Below are 17,255 nucleotides of genomic sequence, written 5' to 3' on the forward strand. Positions count from 1 at the left end.
GGTGTGTCCCTGACGGCAATGTGGCCATCGCCGCCGTTTTGACTCTTGGAGCATGAATTTGCCGATGCGACCGCCCGTCGCCGTATTTCATCCCGGCACACAGCACAGCTGGCAGACCGCTTTCGCGCTGCAACAGCTGGACCGGCTGGCGTTCCTGATGACCAGCCTGTTCTATCGCCCCGAACATTGGCCTTATCGACTGGAACGGATTTTGCCGGGCCGGCAGGGGCGTGCGCTTCACGCCGAGTTCCAACGATTGGCGCACGGCGGACTGGATCCTGCACGGGTGCGGACCGCAGGCATGCACGAGTGGGCAGAGCGGATCGCGTCGCGCGCCGGCTTTCCCGCATTGGCCCGCCAACTGGATCGGGCGGGCAATCGCCGTTTCGTGCAGTACCTGTCGCGCGATATCCGCTCGGCCCAGCCATTTCATCTCTGGGGCTTCAATTCGAGTTCGCTGGAGGCGTTCGAACTTGCGAAGCGGCATGGCCGCACCTGTATTCTGGATCGCACGATTGCCGATTGGCGCGCATGGAACGCCGTTTTGCCACGGTTGACTGACCAATACGGTGATTGGTTCGTCGAACTGCCCAAACCGATGGACGCGGCAAAGATTGCCCGTGACGATCGTGAATACGAACTGGCCGACGTTATCGTTTGCGGCAGTCAGCATTGCGCGCAAAGCCTGCCCGCCCATTCCCCGGTTCCGGGATTGGAAGCGAAGACGCGGGTCTTGCCCTATTGCTATGACGAACGCCTGTTCGGCGCGCAGTCTGCCCCTTCGTCCGTGGATCGATCGGGGCCGGTGCGGTTCCTGTTCGTTGGACAGGTTGGCATGCGCAAGGGCATCCATCACGTCTTGGAAGCCATCACCCAGTTGCCTGAAAACGAGGCCAGACTGACAATCGTCGGGCCGATGCACATCGACCGTGGCGTTTTTGCCCGGTTCGCAGACCGCGTCGATTACAGGTCCAGCGTGCCGCGTGCCTCGATCCCGGCGATCATGGCCGAACACCATGCACTCGTCTTTCCCAGTTATTTCGAGGGATCGTCGCTGGCCTTGCTGGAATCGCTCGCCTCGGGTCTGGCGCTGATCCAGACGCACGCGGCAGGTAACGGGGCAAGTAGGGATAGCGGCATCGTGATGGACCGTCCGGACACCGATCTGCTGGTAAACGCCATGCGCAGCGTAATCGCCGATCGTGATCGGCTGGATGCCATGCGCCAAGCGGCCCAAGGGGAAGCGCGCGCCTATAGCTTTGCCCGTTATCGCACCAATATCGAGGCGCTGCTTGATGATATTGAAGTGGATTAACCGCGCAGGACCGCAAAATCCCTGAGGCGGGTCCGGATCGACAGGACGTCGCGAAGGAGCGCCGTCGGGCGATAGGACAGGCGCATCAGGGTCATCCGTATTGCGGGGATCGCCTGGCCGAGTTCGGCTACGACAAGCGGCAGCAAGATGATGTGCAGTGGCATGCCGGCCTGCGTCAAAAGGAATGCGCCGCCGAATGCCAAGGCGGAGATAACCAGATAGCTGGCCATGAACGCCGCGTTCCGGTTTGCCGCGCTGAGCACCGCAGCCGCCGGCAGAGTGAGCGAACGGACCGATCCGGCCAAGGCCAGCACGATGGCGATCGGGTAAGAGAATTCCGTTTCGCCATGGGTCCAGATGTGTTGCGCCCAAGGTCCAAGTGCCAGAAACCCAGCGAAGTAGCCGACGACGATGACGACCATGCCAAGCGTCAGGCTGGCAAAGATGCGGCGTTGCAGCTCTAGCCCGGCCGACTGCAAATGCGCCATCTCGAAAAAGGCGAGTTGGAACACGAAATTCGTCGCCATGTCGATCAAGCGGGCCAGCGTGCGGATCGCGACGAAGGTTGCCACCACGACCGGCCCGAAAAAGGCGCCGACCAAGAGGGTGTATCCCTGAATGTTGAATCCGAAGACGAGCGGTGCGGCCATGAACGCGATCGAGGGACGTCCGATCCTTTTCACCGTCGCCCAGATCCGTTTCGGGCCGACGCCGCCGAACAGTTCGCCGGCGACATTTCGCGCGATGACAAGCGAAATGAAAAACGTCGCCGCGCGGACAAGCGCCAGGGCCATGGGCAGGTCGGACAGGCGCTGGCTGGTCGCCACGACGATCGCGGTTGCCGCAATCTCGCCAATGGTCTGCACGCCCTTTATCGTCATCGATAGCGGATAGCGCCCGGCATATCTGAAGGCGACATCGATCGCCGATGTCTGCACGGTCAGAAATACGAAAACGCATAGCCAGCCGATGGCAGCCAGTATCTGGTCGCCTGCGATCCCGGACGCGAGGATCATGCCTTCGTCAAGCACAAGGCCGCTGGAAACGAAGAAAGCCGCGATCAGCAGCAGGTTGGTCAGGGTCACGGCAACCCATGTCGATACGAAGAGGGCTTTCGCTTCCTCGGTATCGCCTGCCTCGTGCGCGGCGATGGCTGCGTTGCCGCCTGCCGCGCCGAACCCGCCCGCGGTCAACGACAGGTATGCGGGCAGGGCCTGCAGCATCAGCCAGACGCCCACCTGTGGCGTCGTCCAGAACGCAAACAGCAGCGGCATCGTGATGACCTGCACGCCGATGCGGGTCACGAATGTGAACATGTTTGCCGCGATGCCGCGCAGCAATCGACCCCGGTCCAGGCCCGACCGGCTCATCGCTGGATTGCGTTCAATGTCTTGCGGGCAATCCGCTTGCCGCGCGTCCACACCCGGTCCCCGGTCCAGAGAATCCGGGTGCGAGATGCCTCTTCATGCGGATGAGAGGCAAAGCGATCGTATCGATCGGCAACAGTACCTTGCAGGAAATCGACCCATGTTTTCATGATCGCTTCGCGGCTGAACGACGGCAGGTGCACATTGCCAGCCGCGATAATGCGTTCCGCAAGGCCCGGTTCCTGCACAAGTCGGGCAACGGCATCGCGAATTCCTTCGGGCGTGGTTGCGCGCAGGAAATCGATGCCGGGCGTGCCGATCTGCAAAAAGGCGCTGTCTGACCCGGCGATGCACGGTACTCTGCCGATCCACGCATTGACCAGCTTGCTGGGCGGCTTGCCGCGCCACTTGTGCTCACCGAACGTGCGGATCGCGATCACGGCGTCGAGGTTCGAGTAATCGTGCCAGCGGTCTGGCGGATAGGCGCAGAATTCCACCCCCAGCGGGGCAAGAAATTCGCGCCATCGCTGCTCGTCCCAGACAAGGTTTCGTGAGAGCTGGCCCAGGTATCCGATGCGCTTCATCCGTCCGGCCGGCGCGGCGCGCGGGATGATGCCGGACTGCGGCCAGAGCCAGATGGTTTCGGCGTTCGCGCCCTGCTGCCAGCGGTTCTGGACGATTTCGCACTGCGCGTGCCAGCGATGCGGGAAATCGCCTCTTACCGATACATCGAAACGCGAAGCGTCCGCGCCGAGGATGTCGAGATCGCATGTATGGATCACGTTGATCGCACCGGCGCGGGGACGGGTCGACAGCTCCATCCCTTCGTAGCCGGCCTCTCGCAGATAGAAATAGGTCAGCGCGATCATGTTGATGTCCGCGCCTACTGCACCTGAAAACTGCATCCGCACATCGAAATCGCTGGCGATCAGGGCATCGATGTCGGGTGCGGCCATGGCCTTGTCCACATCGAACGGGCTGGTGCATACGAAGTTGACGGGAACAGGGGTCTCAAGCCACATCGTGGGTTCCGATTTCGGTTAATGTCGCTTCGGCCGTGTCGATTATGCTTTGATAAGACCAGCGCTTGGCGGCGCGTCGTCTTGCGGCATCGCCCAGCGATTGCCGAAGCGCAGGATCGTTTGCAAGGGCGCAGATCGCATCGGCCAGCGCCGCGGCGTTGCCCGGTTCTACGTTCAGGCCACACCCTTCGACTTCATCGAAAAGGCCCGTTCCCGCTGCGGCGGTGGCAACCATCGGGCGGCCGGATGCGAGCATGTTGGTCAACTTTGACGGCAACACGAGGTCTGCCGCGCCGGCCAGTTGCGGCAAGAGATGGATGTCGGCCAGAGCCAACATGGCCGCAAGGCTGCCGCGCGGCTGGAGATCCCGGAACTGCACGTTATCCAGCCCTTGCGCCAGTGATTGGAGCGTTGCCCGGTTCGGCCCTTCGCCACAGATCACGAAGGCGATATCGGACCGGGCACGAATTGCGCGGGCGGCTTCGATGACGATGTCCAGCCCCTGCTTGTTGGCGATATTGCCGGAATAGAGCGCGACGGTGCGGCCCGTTAGTCCCCATCGGGCACGCAGGCCTTCCACGTCCGCATTCGCAAAATCGAGAGTGGGATCGAACCAGTTTCGCATTTCGACGACGCGGCCTTTGGCAATGCCCTTTTCATGCAGCCTAGACCGCATTTGCGGGCTGATGGTGGAAACTTTCGCGGCAGAGATAAGGCAGTCGCGTTCCAGGTTCAGGGCAAGGCGGGCCGGGGCGGACCCGGCGCGAAGCATGCCGGTCGCGACGGCGGCTTCGGCTTCGAAATCCTGTACGTGGACCCACAGGGGGGCCCCAGCCAACCGCGCCGCGGCACGAGCGACGGGTACCGACAGGAGTGAGGGCGCGATGGCGATGACCGCATCGATCCCGCCGCGGGCCGCGCGCATCGCCGGGCCTCGCGCGGACAGGGCAAAGCTCAAATGGTGCAGAATGCGGCGCGGTCCGCTGGGCCGGGCCGGGATATAGTGCCGGACGCGGGTTACCGTAACGCCGTTTTCCCGCGCGACGTAGCCTTTGCGAGGCTGGCCGTCATAAGGTTGCCACTGCGGGTAATAAGGTAGTCCGGCGATGACCTGAACCGTATGGCCACGCGCGACCAGCCCTTCGGCAAGGCCGGTGGTGTAGGGCCCGATGCCAATAGGCTCTGGCGCGTAGTTGAGACCGACGATCAGGATTTGCATGGGGGATGCCTGTCCGGCTTGCTAGGGTGATCCGTCTGCTTTCGCAAGAAAATCGCGGTAAGCGTCGGCAATCCCGTCGCGGAGCGATATGCAAGGACGCCACCCCATCGCCGCCAGCCTGTCGCCGCTCATCAACTTGCGCGGGGTGCCGTCGGGCTTTTCGCTATCAAGCGCGATATCGCCTGCAAAGCCGACCACTTCGGCCACGATCCCTGCCAGTTCGGCGATGGGCAGGTCCTTTCCCGATCCGACGTTGATCGGCATCGCGCCCGAATAGCGCTGCAAAAGGAAGATACAGGCGTCGGCCAGGTCGTCGACATGCAGGAACTCACGCCGGGGTGTGCCGCTGCCCCAGACCGTGATCGCATCGGCACCTGCAATCTTCGCCTCGTGCGCCTTGCGGATGAGGGCGGGCAGAACGTGGCTGTTTTCGGGGTGATAATTGTCGCCCGGGCCATAGAGGTTGGTGGGCATCGCACTGATAAAATCGCAGCCGTATTCGCGGGCATAGGCCTGGCACAGTTTGATGCCCGCGATCTTGGCGATGGCGTACCACTCGTTTGTCGGCTCTAGCGGCCCGGTCAGAAGCGATTCCTCGACAATCGGCTGGTCCGCAAACTTGGGATAAATGCACGACGATCCGAGGAAGAGCAGTTTTTCAGTCGCGTTCCGGGCCGCGGCGTCGATGACGTTCGCCTCTATCATCAGGTTGTCGTAGAGGAATTGCGCCGGATAGGTGTCGTTCGCGTGGATCCCGCCGACTTTCGCTGCCGCCAGCAATACGGCATCGGGGCGATTTTCAGCGAACCAGCCGCGAACCGCAGCCTGATCCCGCAAGTCGACCTGGCGCGGGGCGACCAAAACCTCGCACCCCTCGGTTGCCAATCGGCGCACTAGCGCCGAACCCACCATGCCGCGGTGTCCAGCGACGTAGACGCGCTTTCCGGCAAGGTCGTAAGTCAATTCAGGTTCCTTCGCTGCTGTGGGTGCCGGCCATGTGCACAACCCGCTTGTCGATCCAGTCGAGCAGGGCGTTTTCCTCCGAATAGAGCTTTCGCGCGAAAAACCGATCCGATTGCGCGATCAGCGCACGGTTCTCGGGCGTGTCCGTCAGTCGCCGCGCATTGTCGGGCGCGATCAGATGCAATGGTGCCTCGTAAAGCGTGCGATGACCATGATCGGTCGAGGGGCCGATTTGGCAACCGGCACGTGGCCCGTTGGCCAGCATCGTCTGGACTACCATTTCGTCCGGCGCATAGACGCTGCGGTACGGCGCGAAGCTTTCCGGCCGATTCGCCCACTCTGCCACCAGCCAGCGGGCCGAGCTTTTCGATAAGGCCCACCAAGCGCTGCCCCTCCAAAGTGATGCACCGGCAATTTCGGCGGAGAAATCGCGGTCGATGCCGCGCGCAATGCGATTGCGAATGCGGCGCGCAACATCGTCTGCTTTGCGAAGCGGGTAAATCTTTCTCGCTCCCTCCGGCAGATATGGCTCCATTCGCCAATACCTGGATGATTGTTTGTGCAGATGGCTGCCCGCAGCTACGCGAACCATCTGGATCGCATCCCGTTCACCCAGCTTGCACAGGTGCTGATTCAGGTGATCGGCGGGCCGGATGGGGTAACAATGGCCGGACAACAGGACGATGTGATCCGTCCCTGCCTGCACGGCCTGGCTCAGCAGGTCGAAGGTCGCCTCGACTATGCCGAATCCGCCCCATCGCACATTGCGTGTTCGTAACGCTCCCGCCAGATTGGCTATCCGTTCCCGAGTCGGTGTCGACAGGCTGGAACCACGATCGACATGGACCCATACCGGTGCCGGCGCCAGACGGGCGCAAAGCCGTTCCAGCATGACGGGATCGTCGTGCGCAAGGATGCAATACGCAATTTCGGGCATGGGTCAGGCCCGATCTTCCGTTCGGATGCGCCGAAAAACGCAGTCGAATTCGGCCGCCGAAGCTTGGTCGTCGGACGTCCAGTTGACCATGGCGAACTGGGCCGGCACGAAACCGCGTTCGCGCATGTAGTTGAGCGCTTCGTTCAAGGTCCACATCCCGTCGTAAAGGTGGTTCACCGGCAATTCGAGAAGAACGCCCTCGAAATTTTCGAGCGCCTCACCGGCCCCATCCAGCACCTGACGTTCGAAGCCTTGCGTGTCGATTTTCAGAAACGGGCGACGGGCCGGGAACTCGGCGACGATGTCAGCCAGTCTTGCCAACGGCACCGTTTCGGTACGAACGGTCTGCGAACCTGTCATGGCATCACGGGCGAAATCGCGCATCTCGTTGAACGAGCTTAGATAGCTTGCTGCCGAAACGTTGATGTCCGCCGTGCCGGTTTCGTTGCCCAGCGCTGAATGGCGCACAGTCCATGATGCATCGCCCTCTGCCGCTTTTTGCAGCTGAGCGAAGGTGGTGCTGACAGGTTCGAATGAGACGATCCGCCCCTTGTACCCACGCAGGCGCAGCGATTGGGCATATTGGCCGATATTTGCCCCTACGTCGTAGACAAGGTCGATTTGGTGCAAGTCGATAAAAAAGCTGTCCGGACTGCGAACCAGTTTCCAGCCCCTTCGGATCAGCGCGGTCTTGACCGCGTCCTTCATGCGCTGGGCCGGAGACGGCACCGCGTCAGTCCGCCTTCGCTATCGGCGCGTCGCGCATTGTGGCCAGATCCGCTTCGACCATTTCGCGGGCAAGTTCGCGCACGCTTGTCTCGTGGCTCCAGCCCAGACGCTGCTTCGCCTTGGATGGATCGCCGATCAGCAGGTCGACTTCGGTGGGGCGGAAATAGCGGGGATCGACTTCGATCACGACTTTGCCGGTCGATTGGCAATAGCCTTTCTCGTCCACGCCTTCGCCGCGAAACTCCACCGGGATGCCCGCATCCTCGAACGCCCAGCGCGCGAACTCGCGCACCTCGATCGTCTCTCCGGTGGCGAGCACGTAGTCGTCCGGTTCGTCCTGCTGCAGCATCATCCACATGCCGCGCGCATATTCCTTTGCATGGCCCCAGTCGCGCTTGGCGTCGAGGTTGCCTAGGTACAGTTTGTCCTGCCGCTCCAGCTTGATGGCGGCGGCGGCCCGCGTGATCTTGCGCGTTACGAAAGTTTCGCCGCGCAGCGGGCTTTCATGGTTGAACAGGATGCCGTTGGATGCATGCATGCCATAGGCTTCGCGATAGTTGATCGTTATCCAGTAGGCATACATCTTGGCCGCGCCATAAGGGCTGCGCGGATAGAACGGCGTGGTTTCCCGCTGCGGCACTTCCTGCACCATGCCGAACATTTCCGACGTCGATGCCTGATAGAAACGGGTTTCCTTCTCAAGGCCAAGAATGCGGATCGCCTCCAGCAGGCGCAGCGTGCCGATGCCGTCGGCGTTGGCGGTATATTCGGGCGTCTCGAAGCTGACCTGCACGTGGCTTTGCGCGGCAAGGTTGTAGAGTTCGGTCGGCCTCGTTTCCTGAACGATGCGGATCAGGTTCGTGCTGTCGGTCAGGTCGCCGTAGTGAAGATGGAAGCGCTGGTGCGGGGTGTGCGGGTCTTCGTAGATATCCTCGATCCGGCCCGTGTTGAAGCTGGACGAGCGCCGCTTGATGCCGTGAACCTCGTAACCCTTTTCAAGCAGCAGACGGGCAAGATAGGCTCCGTCCTGCCCGGTCACACCGGTGATCAGCGCAACTTTGCGATCTCTCGACAAATTGAAACTCCACAGAAATCCGGTCCGGAAGGCGGCTGCGCCGCACCATAGAGCGCGCGCCGCAAGGCGCAACGCCTGCGGCTCTGCGTTCCGGCGCTTTTGTGCCGATTATTCGGGAACGGAGAAGCTGCCGCTGACGCGCCCGCCCGAACTCGTCGTCTCTCCGATCGACGATGACGAACCGGAGGCGCGCCCGTCCACGCTGGACACGCCCGAATTCAGGTCGATCACCAGCCGTCCGCCGTTCAGCGTGTCGCCGCCCCGGCGCAGGCGGACATCGCCGACCAGCGTGATGATGCGGCGGTTGAAGTCGTAGACGCCGACATTGCCGCGCGCCGTCTCATTGCCACGGTTGACCTGTACGCCGCCAGTGGCGGTGATGCGCTGGATCTTCAGCGTTCCGGCATCGGTGTAGTTCACGATCGTGCGCCCGGCCGTCAGGTGCAGGTCACCCTGCCGAATGTCGACATTGCCCGAAAGAACGACGCGTTTTTCTCTGTCCTGCAGCTCGATCCTGTTCGCGGCATAATCGACCGGCTGGTTCGAGTTGAACCCGGCGATGGTCTGTGCCGACAGCTGCTGCGTGCCGAAAAGCGCGGCAGCAGCGACGCCGAAGCCTGCGAGCGCAAGCTTTGCCGAACGGGAGGAGAGGAGCGTTTTCATGCGTTTAGGGCATCCTGATCGAACCGGGCTCCATGCGCAGCCTGGCATTGCCGATAAGCGAAACGGTGCGGGCTTGCAAATCGGCCTCCAGCCGGTCCGCACTGAAGGTTCCGGCGGGGATGCGCCCCTCGACGCGGCCGGTTCCGACCAGCCTACGGTCGGTCAGGCTGAGCGTGACGTTGCGCACGATCATGCGATAGCCGTCCGCTGCCATGAAATTCACCGCGCCCGGCACGGAAACCATTTCTTTCGCGAAGTTGTAGGTGCCTGACCGCGCCGAAACTTCCGCCGGACCATTGTCCAGCAGGATGCGGGCCGTCAGGTCCTCCATCTCGATATTCTTGACCTCGCGGCTTTTCTGCACGGCATTGCCTGCCATCACGGCAAAGGGCCGCCCTTCGGCATCGAGACCGCGGTACATCGCCTTGTTCACCGAAATGCGGTTCGGCGTAATCTGCACCTCGTCGCGATCGAGCAGGAAGCTGACTTCGCCGCGCGGGCTGAGCGGGGCAAGGATCATCAGGGCGAACAGCACGCCTATCACGACGGGCAGGCTCATCACCAGGAAACGGACCAGCCGGTCATGCGCACCGTCGGGCCGCGCCATGTGGCGGCGCTTGTCGCGGATGATGTCGGCTTGGAGGGTCATCGTCTGCCTATATGGGCCCGTCGCGTTGTTGTGCCAGCTTGCTCTTAAGCTTCGTGGCTGAACAGGTCCTTGTCTTCCCAACCGGCAAGGTCGAGCAGGGCGCGGGTCGGCAGGAAATCGAAGCATGCCTGCGCGATTTCGGTGCGGCCTTCCCGTTCCAGCCTGACGCGGAAAATTTCCACCATTTCATGCAGGAAGCGCACGTCGCTGGCGGCATATTCCTTCTGCGCCTCGATCAGTGCGGGCGCGCCCCAGTCGCTCGACTGCTGCTGCTTGCTCATGTCCTTGCCCAGAAGCTCGGTGACGAGGTTCTTGAGGCCGTGCCGGTCGGTATAGGTGCGGGTCAGCTTGCTGGCGATCTTGGTGCAGAACACCGGCCCGGCCATGACGCCGAGGTAATGCTGGATCGCGGCAAGGTCGAACCGCGCGAAGTGATAATACTTCTCTCGCGCAGGGTCGGCCAGCACCGCCTTGAGGTTCGGGGCATCGTAATTGCTGCCCGCGGCGAAGCGGACGAGATGCTCGTCCCCCTTGCCGTCGGAGATCTGCACGACGCACAGCCGGTCGCGGCGCGTGACGAGGCCCATCGTCTCTGTATCCACGGCCACGGGGCCGGGGGCGAGCACGTCTGCGGGAAGGTCTTCTTCGTGAAGGTAAACTGCCATGCACAGCCCTTAGGCGCATTGGGGAAAGAGGAAAAGAGGCGGCGGGCATGTGATTGCGCCTCATCGCTCTGGCGACTACCCATGCTGGCCATGACAGATGCGATCCCCGACAGCTGGGCACCCGTTCTCGAACCCGCTCTTGCCACGCCGGAAGCGCGAAGGCTGGGCGGCTGGCTGCGGGGCCAAGAGGATGCGGGGCAAGTCGTCTATCCGCCGCGTGGACAGCGCTTGCGCGCGCTCGAACTAACGCCGCTGGATGATGTGAAGGTCGTGATCCTTGGACAGGATCCCTACCACGGGCCGGGGCAGGCACACGGGCTGGCTTTCTCCGTCCCCGATGGCGTGAAAGTGCCGCCTTCGCTGGTCAACATCTTTAAGGAACTGAAGGCGGACCTTGGCATCGACCATGCCGCCAGCGGCGATCTGACCCGTTGGGCGGGGCAGGGCGTGCTCCTGCTCAACAATGCGCTGACGGTGGAGGCGGGCAATGCCGGTTCGCACCAGAAGCGCGGCTGGGACGCGATTACCGATGCCTGCGTCGCGGCCGTGGCAAAGCGCGAGGATCCCTCGGTCTTCATCCTGTGGGGCAGCCATGCGCAGGGCAAGGCGAAGCGCGTGCCCGAACTGGGCGCGGGAACGCGCCATTGCGTGATTGCCAGCCCGCATCCCAGCCCTCTGTCCGCCCATCGCGGGTTCTTCGGATCGAAACCCTTCAGCAGGGCCAATGCCTTTCTGAAGGAATATGGCAGGGAGCCTGTACGGTGGTAGGCGAACGCATCGCGCTTACCGTGCTGGAGGCAGCGGACGAGGACGATGTCATCGCCGCGCATCGCCTGAGCCGTGAATACCATGCACCGTGGGCCGCGCCATGCATCGATCGCGACGGGTTCGCCGCATGGCTGGAAGCGGCTAGCCAGCCCACCCACTGCGCACTGGTGGCCCGTCGGATCGAGGATGGCGCGATCGCGGGCATCATCAATTTCAGCCAGATCGCGCTCGGCAACTTCTGCAGCGCCTATCTCGGCTATCACGGCAACGTCGCCTGCGCCGGACAGGGTTTGATGACAGAGGCATTGCGCCTTGCCGTCGGGCGGGCGTTCGCCACTCTCGGCCTGCACAGGGTCGAGGCGAATATCCAGCCGGGCAACGACCGCTCCATCGCGCTGATCCGCCGGAGCGGCTTTCGCAAGGAGGGGTTCAGCCCGCGCTACCTGATGATCGATGGCGCGTGGCGCGATCACGAACGCTGGGCCGTAACGCGCGAGGACTGGCAGGGCTGACGCGACTGGTGCATGGTTACCGCCATGGAACTCGTCCGCCGCACTGTTGCAGTCACACACCGGATCGACCTGTGAGCGCGCCCTATCATCCGCCTGTCAAACGCTCGGTCGAGATTGCGGGGCACAAGACCTCGATCAGCCTCGAACCCGTGTTCTGGGATATGCTGAAGGACGTTGCTGGCGAGGAGGGTGTGTCGATTAACGCGCTGGTCGCGAAGATCGATGCGGAACGGATCGTGAGCGAAACGCCGCCCGGCCTTGCCAGCGCGATCAGGGTCTGGCTGGTGACAGCGCGCCTGCCCTGACGGGCACGCGCCGATCGATCAGTGCAGCCGATCGATCAGTGCACTGGCGCCGGCGCGCCTTCGGCATCGCCGTTGGCTTCGATATCCGCGATCAACGCTTCCATTTCGCCGATTTCCCTAACCTGTGCGTCGATGATGCCATTGGCGAGATCACGCACGCGCGGATCGGAAATGTGGGCACGGCGACTGGTCAGGATCGCGATCGAATGGTGTGGGATCATTGCCTTCATGTAGCTTACGTCGCCCACGGTCTCCTGGCTGCGCACCAGCCACAAGGAACCTGCGAGAATGGCGACGCTGGCGCCAAGGATCGCGAATTTCACCGGCGGGCGATCATACATCTTCCACATGAAGCCCAGCATGATAACCGCCATGACCGCGCCCATTAGCAAGGCCATCCACGCCCGCGTCTGGCTGAACCAGATGTGCGAACCCTCGTACGTGTTGAGGTACATCAGGCCGTACATGACGACGGTCGATGTCGCGATCATCGCGAAGAAGCGCCTGTAGGTCATAACGGGCAGATCATGGCAGTCGGCAGGAGACAGGCATGGATCCGGACATGGGCAGGCAACCCCGCCCATGTCCGCATTCCTTTGGCAGTGTCAGTACGTGGTTGCCGGATCGCTGGCCGGAAAGCTTTCGTCGACTGCCTCGTCGGTCTTCGACCATGTCTTCGGCTTGTCGCGCATCGCGGACGGACCGGCATCGCGCACGGGGGTAATCTCGTTCGACGGGGTGGCCTGCGGGCCGCCAGCGGCGAAAGCGGCGGGCGTCTTGTCCTTCTGGCCGGAATAATAACGATAACCGGCGTAACCGAGCGCGCCGAGAGTTGCGATCTTGATGAGACCCATTGGAATTCTCCTTTGTTTGCCGGAAGAACGCACGAGGTCGCCGGTTTGTTTCGAAAAAGCGGCGTTACAGTCCCACGGCCTTGAGCGCGGCGTCGAATGCCCCCTCCAGCCCTGCCCGCGCCCCCTTGCCCTTGCGTCCGGCCATCGGGGCTTCCTCGATCACCAGCATCCCTTCGCCGTCGAGCACGCGGTCCTTCAGCAATTGCTCCCGGCCAAGGAAATAGGGCCAGAACGTTTCCGTGCGCGCCACGGAATAGGCAAGGTCCGCGCTGAAGCCGACCAACTGGTCCTGCCCGAAGATCCGGCCGGCGCCTGCCGGTTCGACCCGCACTCCGCGCCCGCCCTTCACCACCAGCCGTGCAGGCCCGTGGAATACGAAATAGCGCAGTTGCATCGTCAGCCATGCGTTGAGAGAGAAGATGCGCCAGTGGCTGGATATGCGCATCGGCTGTCCTTCGCGCTGCACCACGGCTGCCAACGCGCGAGGATGCACCACCGCCCCGCCGTTTTCGGGCAGCGTGATCGCGGTGACTTCGGCGAACGGGTCGTGGACGGCGGAGATGGTCGTGACCTCACCCGCCCCCCGGATCCGGGTAAGAAACCACAACCCGCAGGCAAGGCTGGAAAGCGGATGCTTCAGGTCGAGCATCCACTGCGTTTCCTTTGCGCCGCGCACCGATGAGCTCTGCAGGTATTCCTGCCTGACCAGCAGTTCCTCCCCTTCGCCAAGCTGGATCGAGAGCGAAGTGCGGCTGGCATCGGCAGGCGGCATCGGCGCGCCGACCCCGCCGGGCACAGCGATGCGGATGGATGCACGGCGCTCTGCCATCGGCGCCAGAACGAACCAGAACAGCAGGCGGATCAGGTAGGGCGTGGTGATGATCAGCAGCAGTGCGACGAAGGCCTGCCACAGGATCGCGGTCATCCCCCAGTCGGCCCATTTCTTGCGGACCTGCGCGCGGGCAGATCCTTCCGCGCCTTCGCGTTCGCGCGCCACGGCTTCGCGCAGCATGGTATCTGCGCTTTCCAGCCGATCTTGCGACCATGCGCCCGCGCGGGCCACCGCCGCCCCGCCGCGACGGGTTTCATCGAGGATCTCCTTCACGCGCTCGACCCGGGCGGCGAGTTGGGCGACGCCAGAGCATTGCTTGTCACGATCGGCCCGCAATCGCCTGCCTTCGCCGGTGATACTGCCGAAGAACCGGCCAAGCCCGCCTTTTCGATCGTATCGGGCGACCGCGGCTTCGGCGGCATCGCATGCCTTCACAGCCCCGCGCCATTTCGCATCGGCTTCGCGCAAGGCCCTCGTCGCCGCAGCCGCCATCGCGGCGCGGTCCATCTGCGCATTTGTCACCGCGATGGAGCGTTCGAGCCCCGCGATCTTGCGCGTGGCCACCGCGATCTCAAGTTCCAGCGTCTGGTCGGCGATGATCGCATCGCTATCGGCCATGACGATGCTGGCGCGGCGCTTCAGCTCCGAACGGCGCTGGCTGACAAGCCGGGCACGCTCTGCCCTTGCCTCGGCGAGCATTGCTTCGAGAACTTCGACGGATCGCCCGCGCGCGTCGGCTTCGGCCTCGCGAAGCGCTTCCTCTCCTGCGTCGCGGCGGGTCTCGATCTCGGCCAGCGCCTGTTCCAGCTTCGCCGCGCGCAATTCCTGTTCCGCGCCGACAGACCAGGCATTCCAGACCAGTAGCGCACCGATGAGCAGGACCCACAACACGAAGTGTCGCATGATCCAGCCGATGACGAGTTTGACGATTTCCACGCGGGCCAGACTAACCGGTCAGGCGCATGCGTCCAGCGCGCTCTAGTCCCCGCCGACGCGCTGGATGTTCGCGCCGACGAGCGAGAGCTTTTCCTCCAGCCGTTCGTACCCGCGGTCGAGGTGGTAGAGCCGGTGGACGGTCGTCTCCCCCTCTGCCGCAAGCCCCGCGATCACGAGGCTCATCGAAGCGCGCAGGTCCGTCGCCATGACTTCCGCGCCGGTCAGCTTTTCCACGCCGTGGACGATGGCGGTGCGGCCCTGCGTTTCGACGTGCGCGCCCATGCGGTTCAGTTCGGGAACGTGCATGTAGCGGTTTTCGAAAATCGTCTCGGTCAGAACGCTGGTGCCTTGCGCCATGCAGAGCAGGGCCATCATCTGGGCTTGCATGTCGGTCGGAAAACCGGGGAAGGGCGCGGTCGACAGGTTCACCGGTTTGAGCGGACCGTCGGCGAACACGCGGATGCCGCCCTTCACTTCCTCCACATGAACGCCCGCATTGCGCAGCGCATGGTTGGTCGCGCTCATGTCCTTCATGTTCGCGCCGGTCAGTGTCACGTCGCCGCCGGTGATCGCGGCGGCACAGGCGTAGGAGCCTGCCTCGATACGGTCCGGCATGACGCGATAGGTTGCACCGTGCAGCCGCTTTACGCCGTGGACGGTGATTTCCGATTCGCCGATACCCTCGATCTCCGCGCCCATCGCGACGAGGAGGTTGCACAAGTCCACGATTTCCGGCTCGCGCGCGGCATTGTCCAGCCGGCTGGTACCGTTGGCGAGCACGGCGGCCATCAGCGCATTCTCCGTCGCGCCGACGGAAACGACCGGAAACTGGAAGTCGCCGCCCGGCAGGCCGCCGTCGGGCGCATGGGCGCGAACGTATCCGCTGGTCAGTTCGATCGTCGCGCCGAACGCTTCGAGCGCTTTCAGGTGAAGGTCGATCGGGCGATTGCCGATGGCGCAGCCCCCGGGCAGCGATACGGTCGCTTCGCCCGCACGGCCAAGCAACGGGCCAAGCACGAGGATCGATGCACGCATCTTGCGCACCAGTTCGTACGGCGCAGTCGTATTGGTAAGGCGCGGGGTCTGCAGCGTCATCACGCGGCCGAAATCTTCGGGGCGCGATCCGGCGATCGTGGTCGACACGCCGAACTGGTTCATCAGGTGCTGGAACCCGTCGATGTCGGCAAGGCGCGGCAGGTTGCGCAGTGTCAGCGGCTCTTCGGTAAGCAGTGCGCAGGGCACGAGCGTAAGGGCCGCGTTCTTCGCGCCGGAAATGGGAAGCGCGCCTTCAAGGCGCTTGCCGCCTTCGATGATGATCTTGTCCATTTCCCGCCTTTAACCCGTTTTGTCCGTGGAACAAGCAACAGTGAAAGGCCGCGATCGTTCCGCCCCGCTTCCTTCGCACCCTTGAACCGGCGCGCCTGCAGCACCAAGGTATAGGCGCAAGGCATTCGCTGACACGAAGGACATCGCCAGACCAATGAGCTCCACCGAACGCAAGCCCATCCGGAAAGCCGTATTCCCCGTTGCGGGGCTGGGAACGCGCTTCCTTCCGGCGACGAAGGCGATCCCGAAGGAGCTGCTGCCCATCGTCGACCGCCCGTTGATCCAGTACGCGATCGACGAGGCGCGCGAGGCGGGGATCGAGCAGATGATCTTCGTGACCGGACGCGGCAAGACCGCGCTGGTCGAGAATTTCGACATCGCCTACGAGCTTGAGGAAACCATGCGCGAGCGGGGCAAGGACCTGTCCGTGCTGGACGATACGAAATTCACGCCGGGCGACCTTATCACCGTGCGCCAGCAAGTGCCGATGGGCCTTGGCCATGCGATCTGGTGCGCGCGCGCCATTGTCGGCGACGAACCGTTCGCGATCCTGCTTCCCGATGAACTGATGTGGGGCAAGCCCAACTGCATGAAGCAGATGGTGGAGGCCTATAACGAGGTCGGCGGCAACCTGATCTCCGTGCTGGAGGTGCCGCAGGAGGAAGTCTACAAGTACGGCGTGATCACCCCGGGCGAGGCGAGCGGAAACCTGACCGAAGTGAAGGGGCTGGTCGAAAAGCCGAAGGTCGAGGACGCGCCGTCGAACAAGATCGTTTCGGGCCGCTACATCCTGCAGCCCGAAGTGATGCGCACGCTGGAAACGCAGGAAAAGGGCGCGGGCGGTGAAATCCAGCTGACCGATGCGATGGCCAGGATGATCGGCAACCAGCCGTTCCATGCCGTGACGTTTGCGGGCGAGCGCTACGACTGCGGTTCGAAGCTGGGCTTTATCGAGGCGACGCTCGCCCTGTCGCTGGAACGCGACGACATGGGCAAGGACGTTCGCGCGCTGGCGGAGAAGCTGCTGGCCCGTTAACCCCGCCTTCCCCGTGGAGGTATCGGGCCTGTTGGGACAGCAGGCCTGTGGGAAGTACCTAATCCACTGTTTTCTATGGCTT

At 63.2% G+C, this 17,255-nt stretch carries 19 protein-coding genes; 5 read left to right on the top strand and 14 right to left on the bottom strand.

Features of this window, described 5'->3' with window-relative positions; translation table 11 throughout:
• Nucleotides 1-64: 64 nt before the first annotated feature.
• Nucleotides 65-1,315 (top strand): glycosyltransferase family 4 protein, encoded by a 1,251-nt coding sequence (locus A7A77_RS11825; protein ID WP_066558266.1) that lies wholly within the window; start codon nt 65-67, stop codon nt 1,313-1,315.
• On the opposite strand, the gene A7A77_RS11830 is transcribed toward A7A77_RS11825, so the two are convergent.
• The 10 genes from A7A77_RS11830 to A7A77_RS11880 all read right to left on the bottom strand — a co-directional run bounded on the left by A7A77_RS11830 (nt 1,312) and on the right by A7A77_RS11880 (nt 10,604).
• Nucleotides 1,312-2,685: a lipopolysaccharide biosynthesis protein gene (locus tag A7A77_RS11830; protein ID WP_066558268.1), complete on the bottom strand. Its 1,374-nt coding sequence runs from the start codon at nt 2,683-2,685 to the stop codon at nt 1,312-1,314. The genes A7A77_RS11825 and A7A77_RS11830 overlap by 4 nt on opposite strands.
• Nucleotides 2,682-3,704, bottom strand: coding sequence for a hypothetical protein (locus A7A77_RS11835; protein ID WP_066558270.1), 1,023 nt, complete (start codon nt 3,702-3,704; stop codon nt 2,682-2,684). The genes A7A77_RS11830 and A7A77_RS11835 overlap by 4 nt, the downstream gene beginning before the upstream one ends.
• Nucleotides 3,694-4,923 carry a WcaI family glycosyltransferase gene (locus A7A77_RS11840; RefSeq protein ID WP_066558273.1) on the bottom strand — a complete coding sequence of 410 codons (1,230 nt, stop codon included), beginning with the start codon at nt 4,921-4,923 and terminating at the stop codon, nt 3,694-3,696. The genes A7A77_RS11835 and A7A77_RS11840 overlap by 11 nt, the downstream gene beginning before the upstream one ends.
• A 21-nt stretch (nt 4,924-4,944) precedes the next feature.
• On the bottom strand, nt 4,945-5,835 hold the full coding sequence (locus tag A7A77_RS11845) for a GDP-L-fucose synthase family protein (RefSeq protein WP_082836106.1): 891 nt from the start codon (nt 5,833-5,835) through the stop codon (nt 4,945-4,947).
• Between the two features lie 52 nt (nt 5,836-5,887).
• Nucleotides 5,888-6,823, bottom strand: a complete 936-nt coding sequence (locus A7A77_RS17495; RefSeq protein WP_082836092.1) for a beta-1,6-N-acetylglucosaminyltransferase — start codon at nt 6,821-6,823, stop codon at nt 5,888-5,890.
• 3 nt (nt 6,824-6,826) lie between these two features.
• The gene (locus tag A7A77_RS11860; protein WP_172799901.1) at nt 6,827-7,552 is read right to left on the bottom strand and encodes an FkbM family methyltransferase; all 726 of its coding nucleotides are present in this window, start codon (nt 7,550-7,552) and stop codon (nt 6,827-6,829) included.
• A 4-nt stretch (nt 7,553-7,556) separates the two neighbouring features.
• On the bottom strand, nt 7,557-8,627 hold the full coding sequence (gene gmd / locus A7A77_RS11865; RefSeq protein ID WP_066558289.1) for a GDP-mannose 4,6-dehydratase: 1,071 nt from the start codon (nt 8,625-8,627) through the stop codon (nt 7,557-7,559).
• A gap of 108 nt (nt 8,628-8,735) precedes the next feature.
• A complete protein-coding gene (locus tag A7A77_RS11870; protein ID WP_066558291.1) occupies nt 8,736-9,290 on the bottom strand; it encodes an LptA/OstA family protein in 555 nt (184 codons plus the stop codon).
• A 4-nt stretch (nt 9,291-9,294) separates the two neighbouring features.
• A complete protein-coding gene (gene lptC / locus A7A77_RS11875) occupies nt 9,295-9,939 on the bottom strand; it encodes an LPS export ABC transporter periplasmic protein LptC (protein ID WP_066558294.1) in 645 nt (214 codons plus the stop codon).
• Nucleotides 9,940-9,983: 44 nt separating this feature from the next.
• On the bottom strand, nt 9,984-10,604 hold the full coding sequence (locus tag A7A77_RS11880; protein WP_066558298.1) for a ribonuclease D: 621 nt from the start codon (nt 10,602-10,604) through the stop codon (nt 9,984-9,986).
• Nucleotides 10,605-10,694: 90 nt separating this feature from the next.
• Between A7A77_RS11880 and A7A77_RS11885 the strand changes: the two genes are divergently transcribed.
• The 3 genes from A7A77_RS11885 to A7A77_RS11895 all read left to right on the top strand — a co-directional run bounded on the left by A7A77_RS11885 (nt 10,695) and on the right by A7A77_RS11895 (nt 12,189).
• Entirely contained in the window at nt 10,695-11,372 is a 678-nt protein-coding gene (locus A7A77_RS11885; protein WP_066558504.1) for a uracil-DNA glycosylase, read from the top strand.
• The gene (locus tag A7A77_RS11890) at nt 11,366-11,884 is read left to right on the top strand and encodes a GNAT family N-acetyltransferase (RefSeq protein WP_066558301.1); all 519 of its coding nucleotides are present in this window, start codon (nt 11,366-11,368) and stop codon (nt 11,882-11,884) included. The genes A7A77_RS11885 and A7A77_RS11890 overlap by 7 nt, the downstream gene beginning before the upstream one ends.
• Nucleotides 11,885-11,955: 71 nt before the next feature.
• Nucleotides 11,956-12,189 carry a ribbon-helix-helix domain-containing protein gene (locus A7A77_RS11895; protein WP_066558304.1) on the top strand — a complete coding sequence of 78 codons (234 nt, stop codon included), beginning with the start codon at nt 11,956-11,958 and terminating at the stop codon, nt 12,187-12,189.
• A gap of 35 nt (nt 12,190-12,224) precedes the next feature.
• On the opposite strand, the gene A7A77_RS11900 is transcribed toward A7A77_RS11895, so the two are convergent.
• The 4 genes from A7A77_RS11900 to murA form a co-directional block, all read right to left on the bottom strand.
• Complete coding sequence (locus A7A77_RS11900) at nt 12,225-12,704, bottom strand: DUF305 domain-containing protein (RefSeq protein ID WP_066558308.1); 480 nt, start codon at nt 12,702-12,704, stop codon at nt 12,225-12,227.
• A 90-nt stretch (nt 12,705-12,794) separates the two neighbouring features.
• On the bottom strand, nt 12,795-13,043 hold the full coding sequence (locus A7A77_RS11905) for a hypothetical protein (RefSeq protein WP_066558312.1): 249 nt from the start codon (nt 13,041-13,043) through the stop codon (nt 12,795-12,797).
• 64 nt (nt 13,044-13,107) lie between these two features.
• The gene (locus A7A77_RS11910) at nt 13,108-14,811 is read right to left on the bottom strand and encodes a hypothetical protein (RefSeq protein ID WP_066558313.1); all 1,704 of its coding nucleotides are present in this window, start codon (nt 14,809-14,811) and stop codon (nt 13,108-13,110) included.
• Nucleotides 14,812-14,853: 42 nt separating this feature from the next.
• The gene (gene murA / locus A7A77_RS11915) at nt 14,854-16,137 is read right to left on the bottom strand and encodes a UDP-N-acetylglucosamine 1-carboxyvinyltransferase (RefSeq protein ID WP_066558314.1); all 1,284 of its coding nucleotides are present in this window, start codon (nt 16,135-16,137) and stop codon (nt 14,854-14,856) included.
• 154 nt (nt 16,138-16,291) lie between these two features.
• On the opposite strand from murA, the gene galU reads away from it, so the two are divergent.
• A complete protein-coding gene (galU, locus tag A7A77_RS11920; RefSeq protein WP_066558317.1) occupies nt 16,292-17,173 on the top strand; it encodes a UTP--glucose-1-phosphate uridylyltransferase GalU in 882 nt (293 codons plus the stop codon).
• Nucleotides 17,174-17,255 lie beyond the last annotated feature (82 nt).

It is taken from the genome of Croceicoccus bisphenolivorans, from assembly GCF_001634625.1.
GTDB classification, from domain to species: domain Bacteria; phylum Pseudomonadota; class Alphaproteobacteria; order Sphingomonadales; family Sphingomonadaceae; genus Croceicoccus; species Croceicoccus bisphenolivorans.

What these genes read in the sequence shown, in the direction of transcription:
- A7A77_RS11825 (WP_066558266.1), top strand. Translation starts at nt 65, where the DNA reads ATGCGACCGCCCGTCGCCGTATTTCATCCCGGCACACAGCACAGCTGG.
- A7A77_RS11830 (WP_066558268.1), bottom strand. Translation starts at nt 2,685, where the DNA reads ATGAGCCGGTCGGGCCTGGACCGGGGTCGATTGCTGCGCGGCATCGCG.
- A7A77_RS11835 (WP_066558270.1), bottom strand. Translation starts at nt 3,704, where the DNA reads ATGTGGCTTGAGACCCCTGTTCCCGTCAACTTCGTATGCACCAGCCCG.
- A7A77_RS11840 (WP_066558273.1), bottom strand. Translation starts at nt 4,923, where the DNA reads ATGCAAATCCTGATCGTCGGTCTCAACTACGCGCCAGAGCCTATTGGC.
- A7A77_RS11845 (WP_082836106.1), bottom strand. Translation starts at nt 5,835, where the DNA reads ATGGTGGGTTCGGCGCTAGTGCGCCGATTGGCAACCGAGGGGTGCGAG.
- A7A77_RS17495 (WP_082836092.1), bottom strand. Translation starts at nt 6,823, where the DNA reads ATGCCCGAAATTGCGTATTGCATCCTTGCGCACGACGATCCCGTCATG.
- A7A77_RS11870 (WP_066558291.1), bottom strand. Translation starts at nt 9,290, where the DNA reads ATGAAAACGCTCCTCTCCTCCCGTTCGGCAAAGCTTGCGCTCGCAGGC.
- lptC (WP_066558294.1), bottom strand. Translation starts at nt 9,939, where the DNA reads ATGACCCTCCAAGCCGACATCATCCGCGACAAGCGCCGCCACATGGCG.
- A7A77_RS11880 (WP_066558298.1), bottom strand. Translation starts at nt 10,604, where the DNA reads ATGGCAGTTTACCTTCACGAAGAAGACCTTCCCGCAGACGTGCTCGCC.
- A7A77_RS11885 (WP_066558504.1), top strand. Translation starts at nt 10,695, where the DNA reads ATGACAGATGCGATCCCCGACAGCTGGGCACCCGTTCTCGAACCCGCT.
- A7A77_RS11900 (WP_066558308.1), bottom strand. Translation starts at nt 12,704, where the DNA reads ATGACCTACAGGCGCTTCTTCGCGATGATCGCGACATCGACCGTCGTC.
- A7A77_RS11905 (WP_066558312.1), bottom strand. Translation starts at nt 13,043, where the DNA reads ATGGGTCTCATCAAGATCGCAACTCTCGGCGCGCTCGGTTACGCCGGT.
- murA (WP_066558314.1), bottom strand. Translation starts at nt 16,137, where the DNA reads ATGGACAAGATCATCATCGAAGGCGGCAAGCGCCTTGAAGGCGCGCTT.
- galU (WP_066558317.1), top strand. Translation starts at nt 16,292, where the DNA reads ATGAGCTCCACCGAACGCAAGCCCATCCGGAAAGCCGTATTCCCCGTT.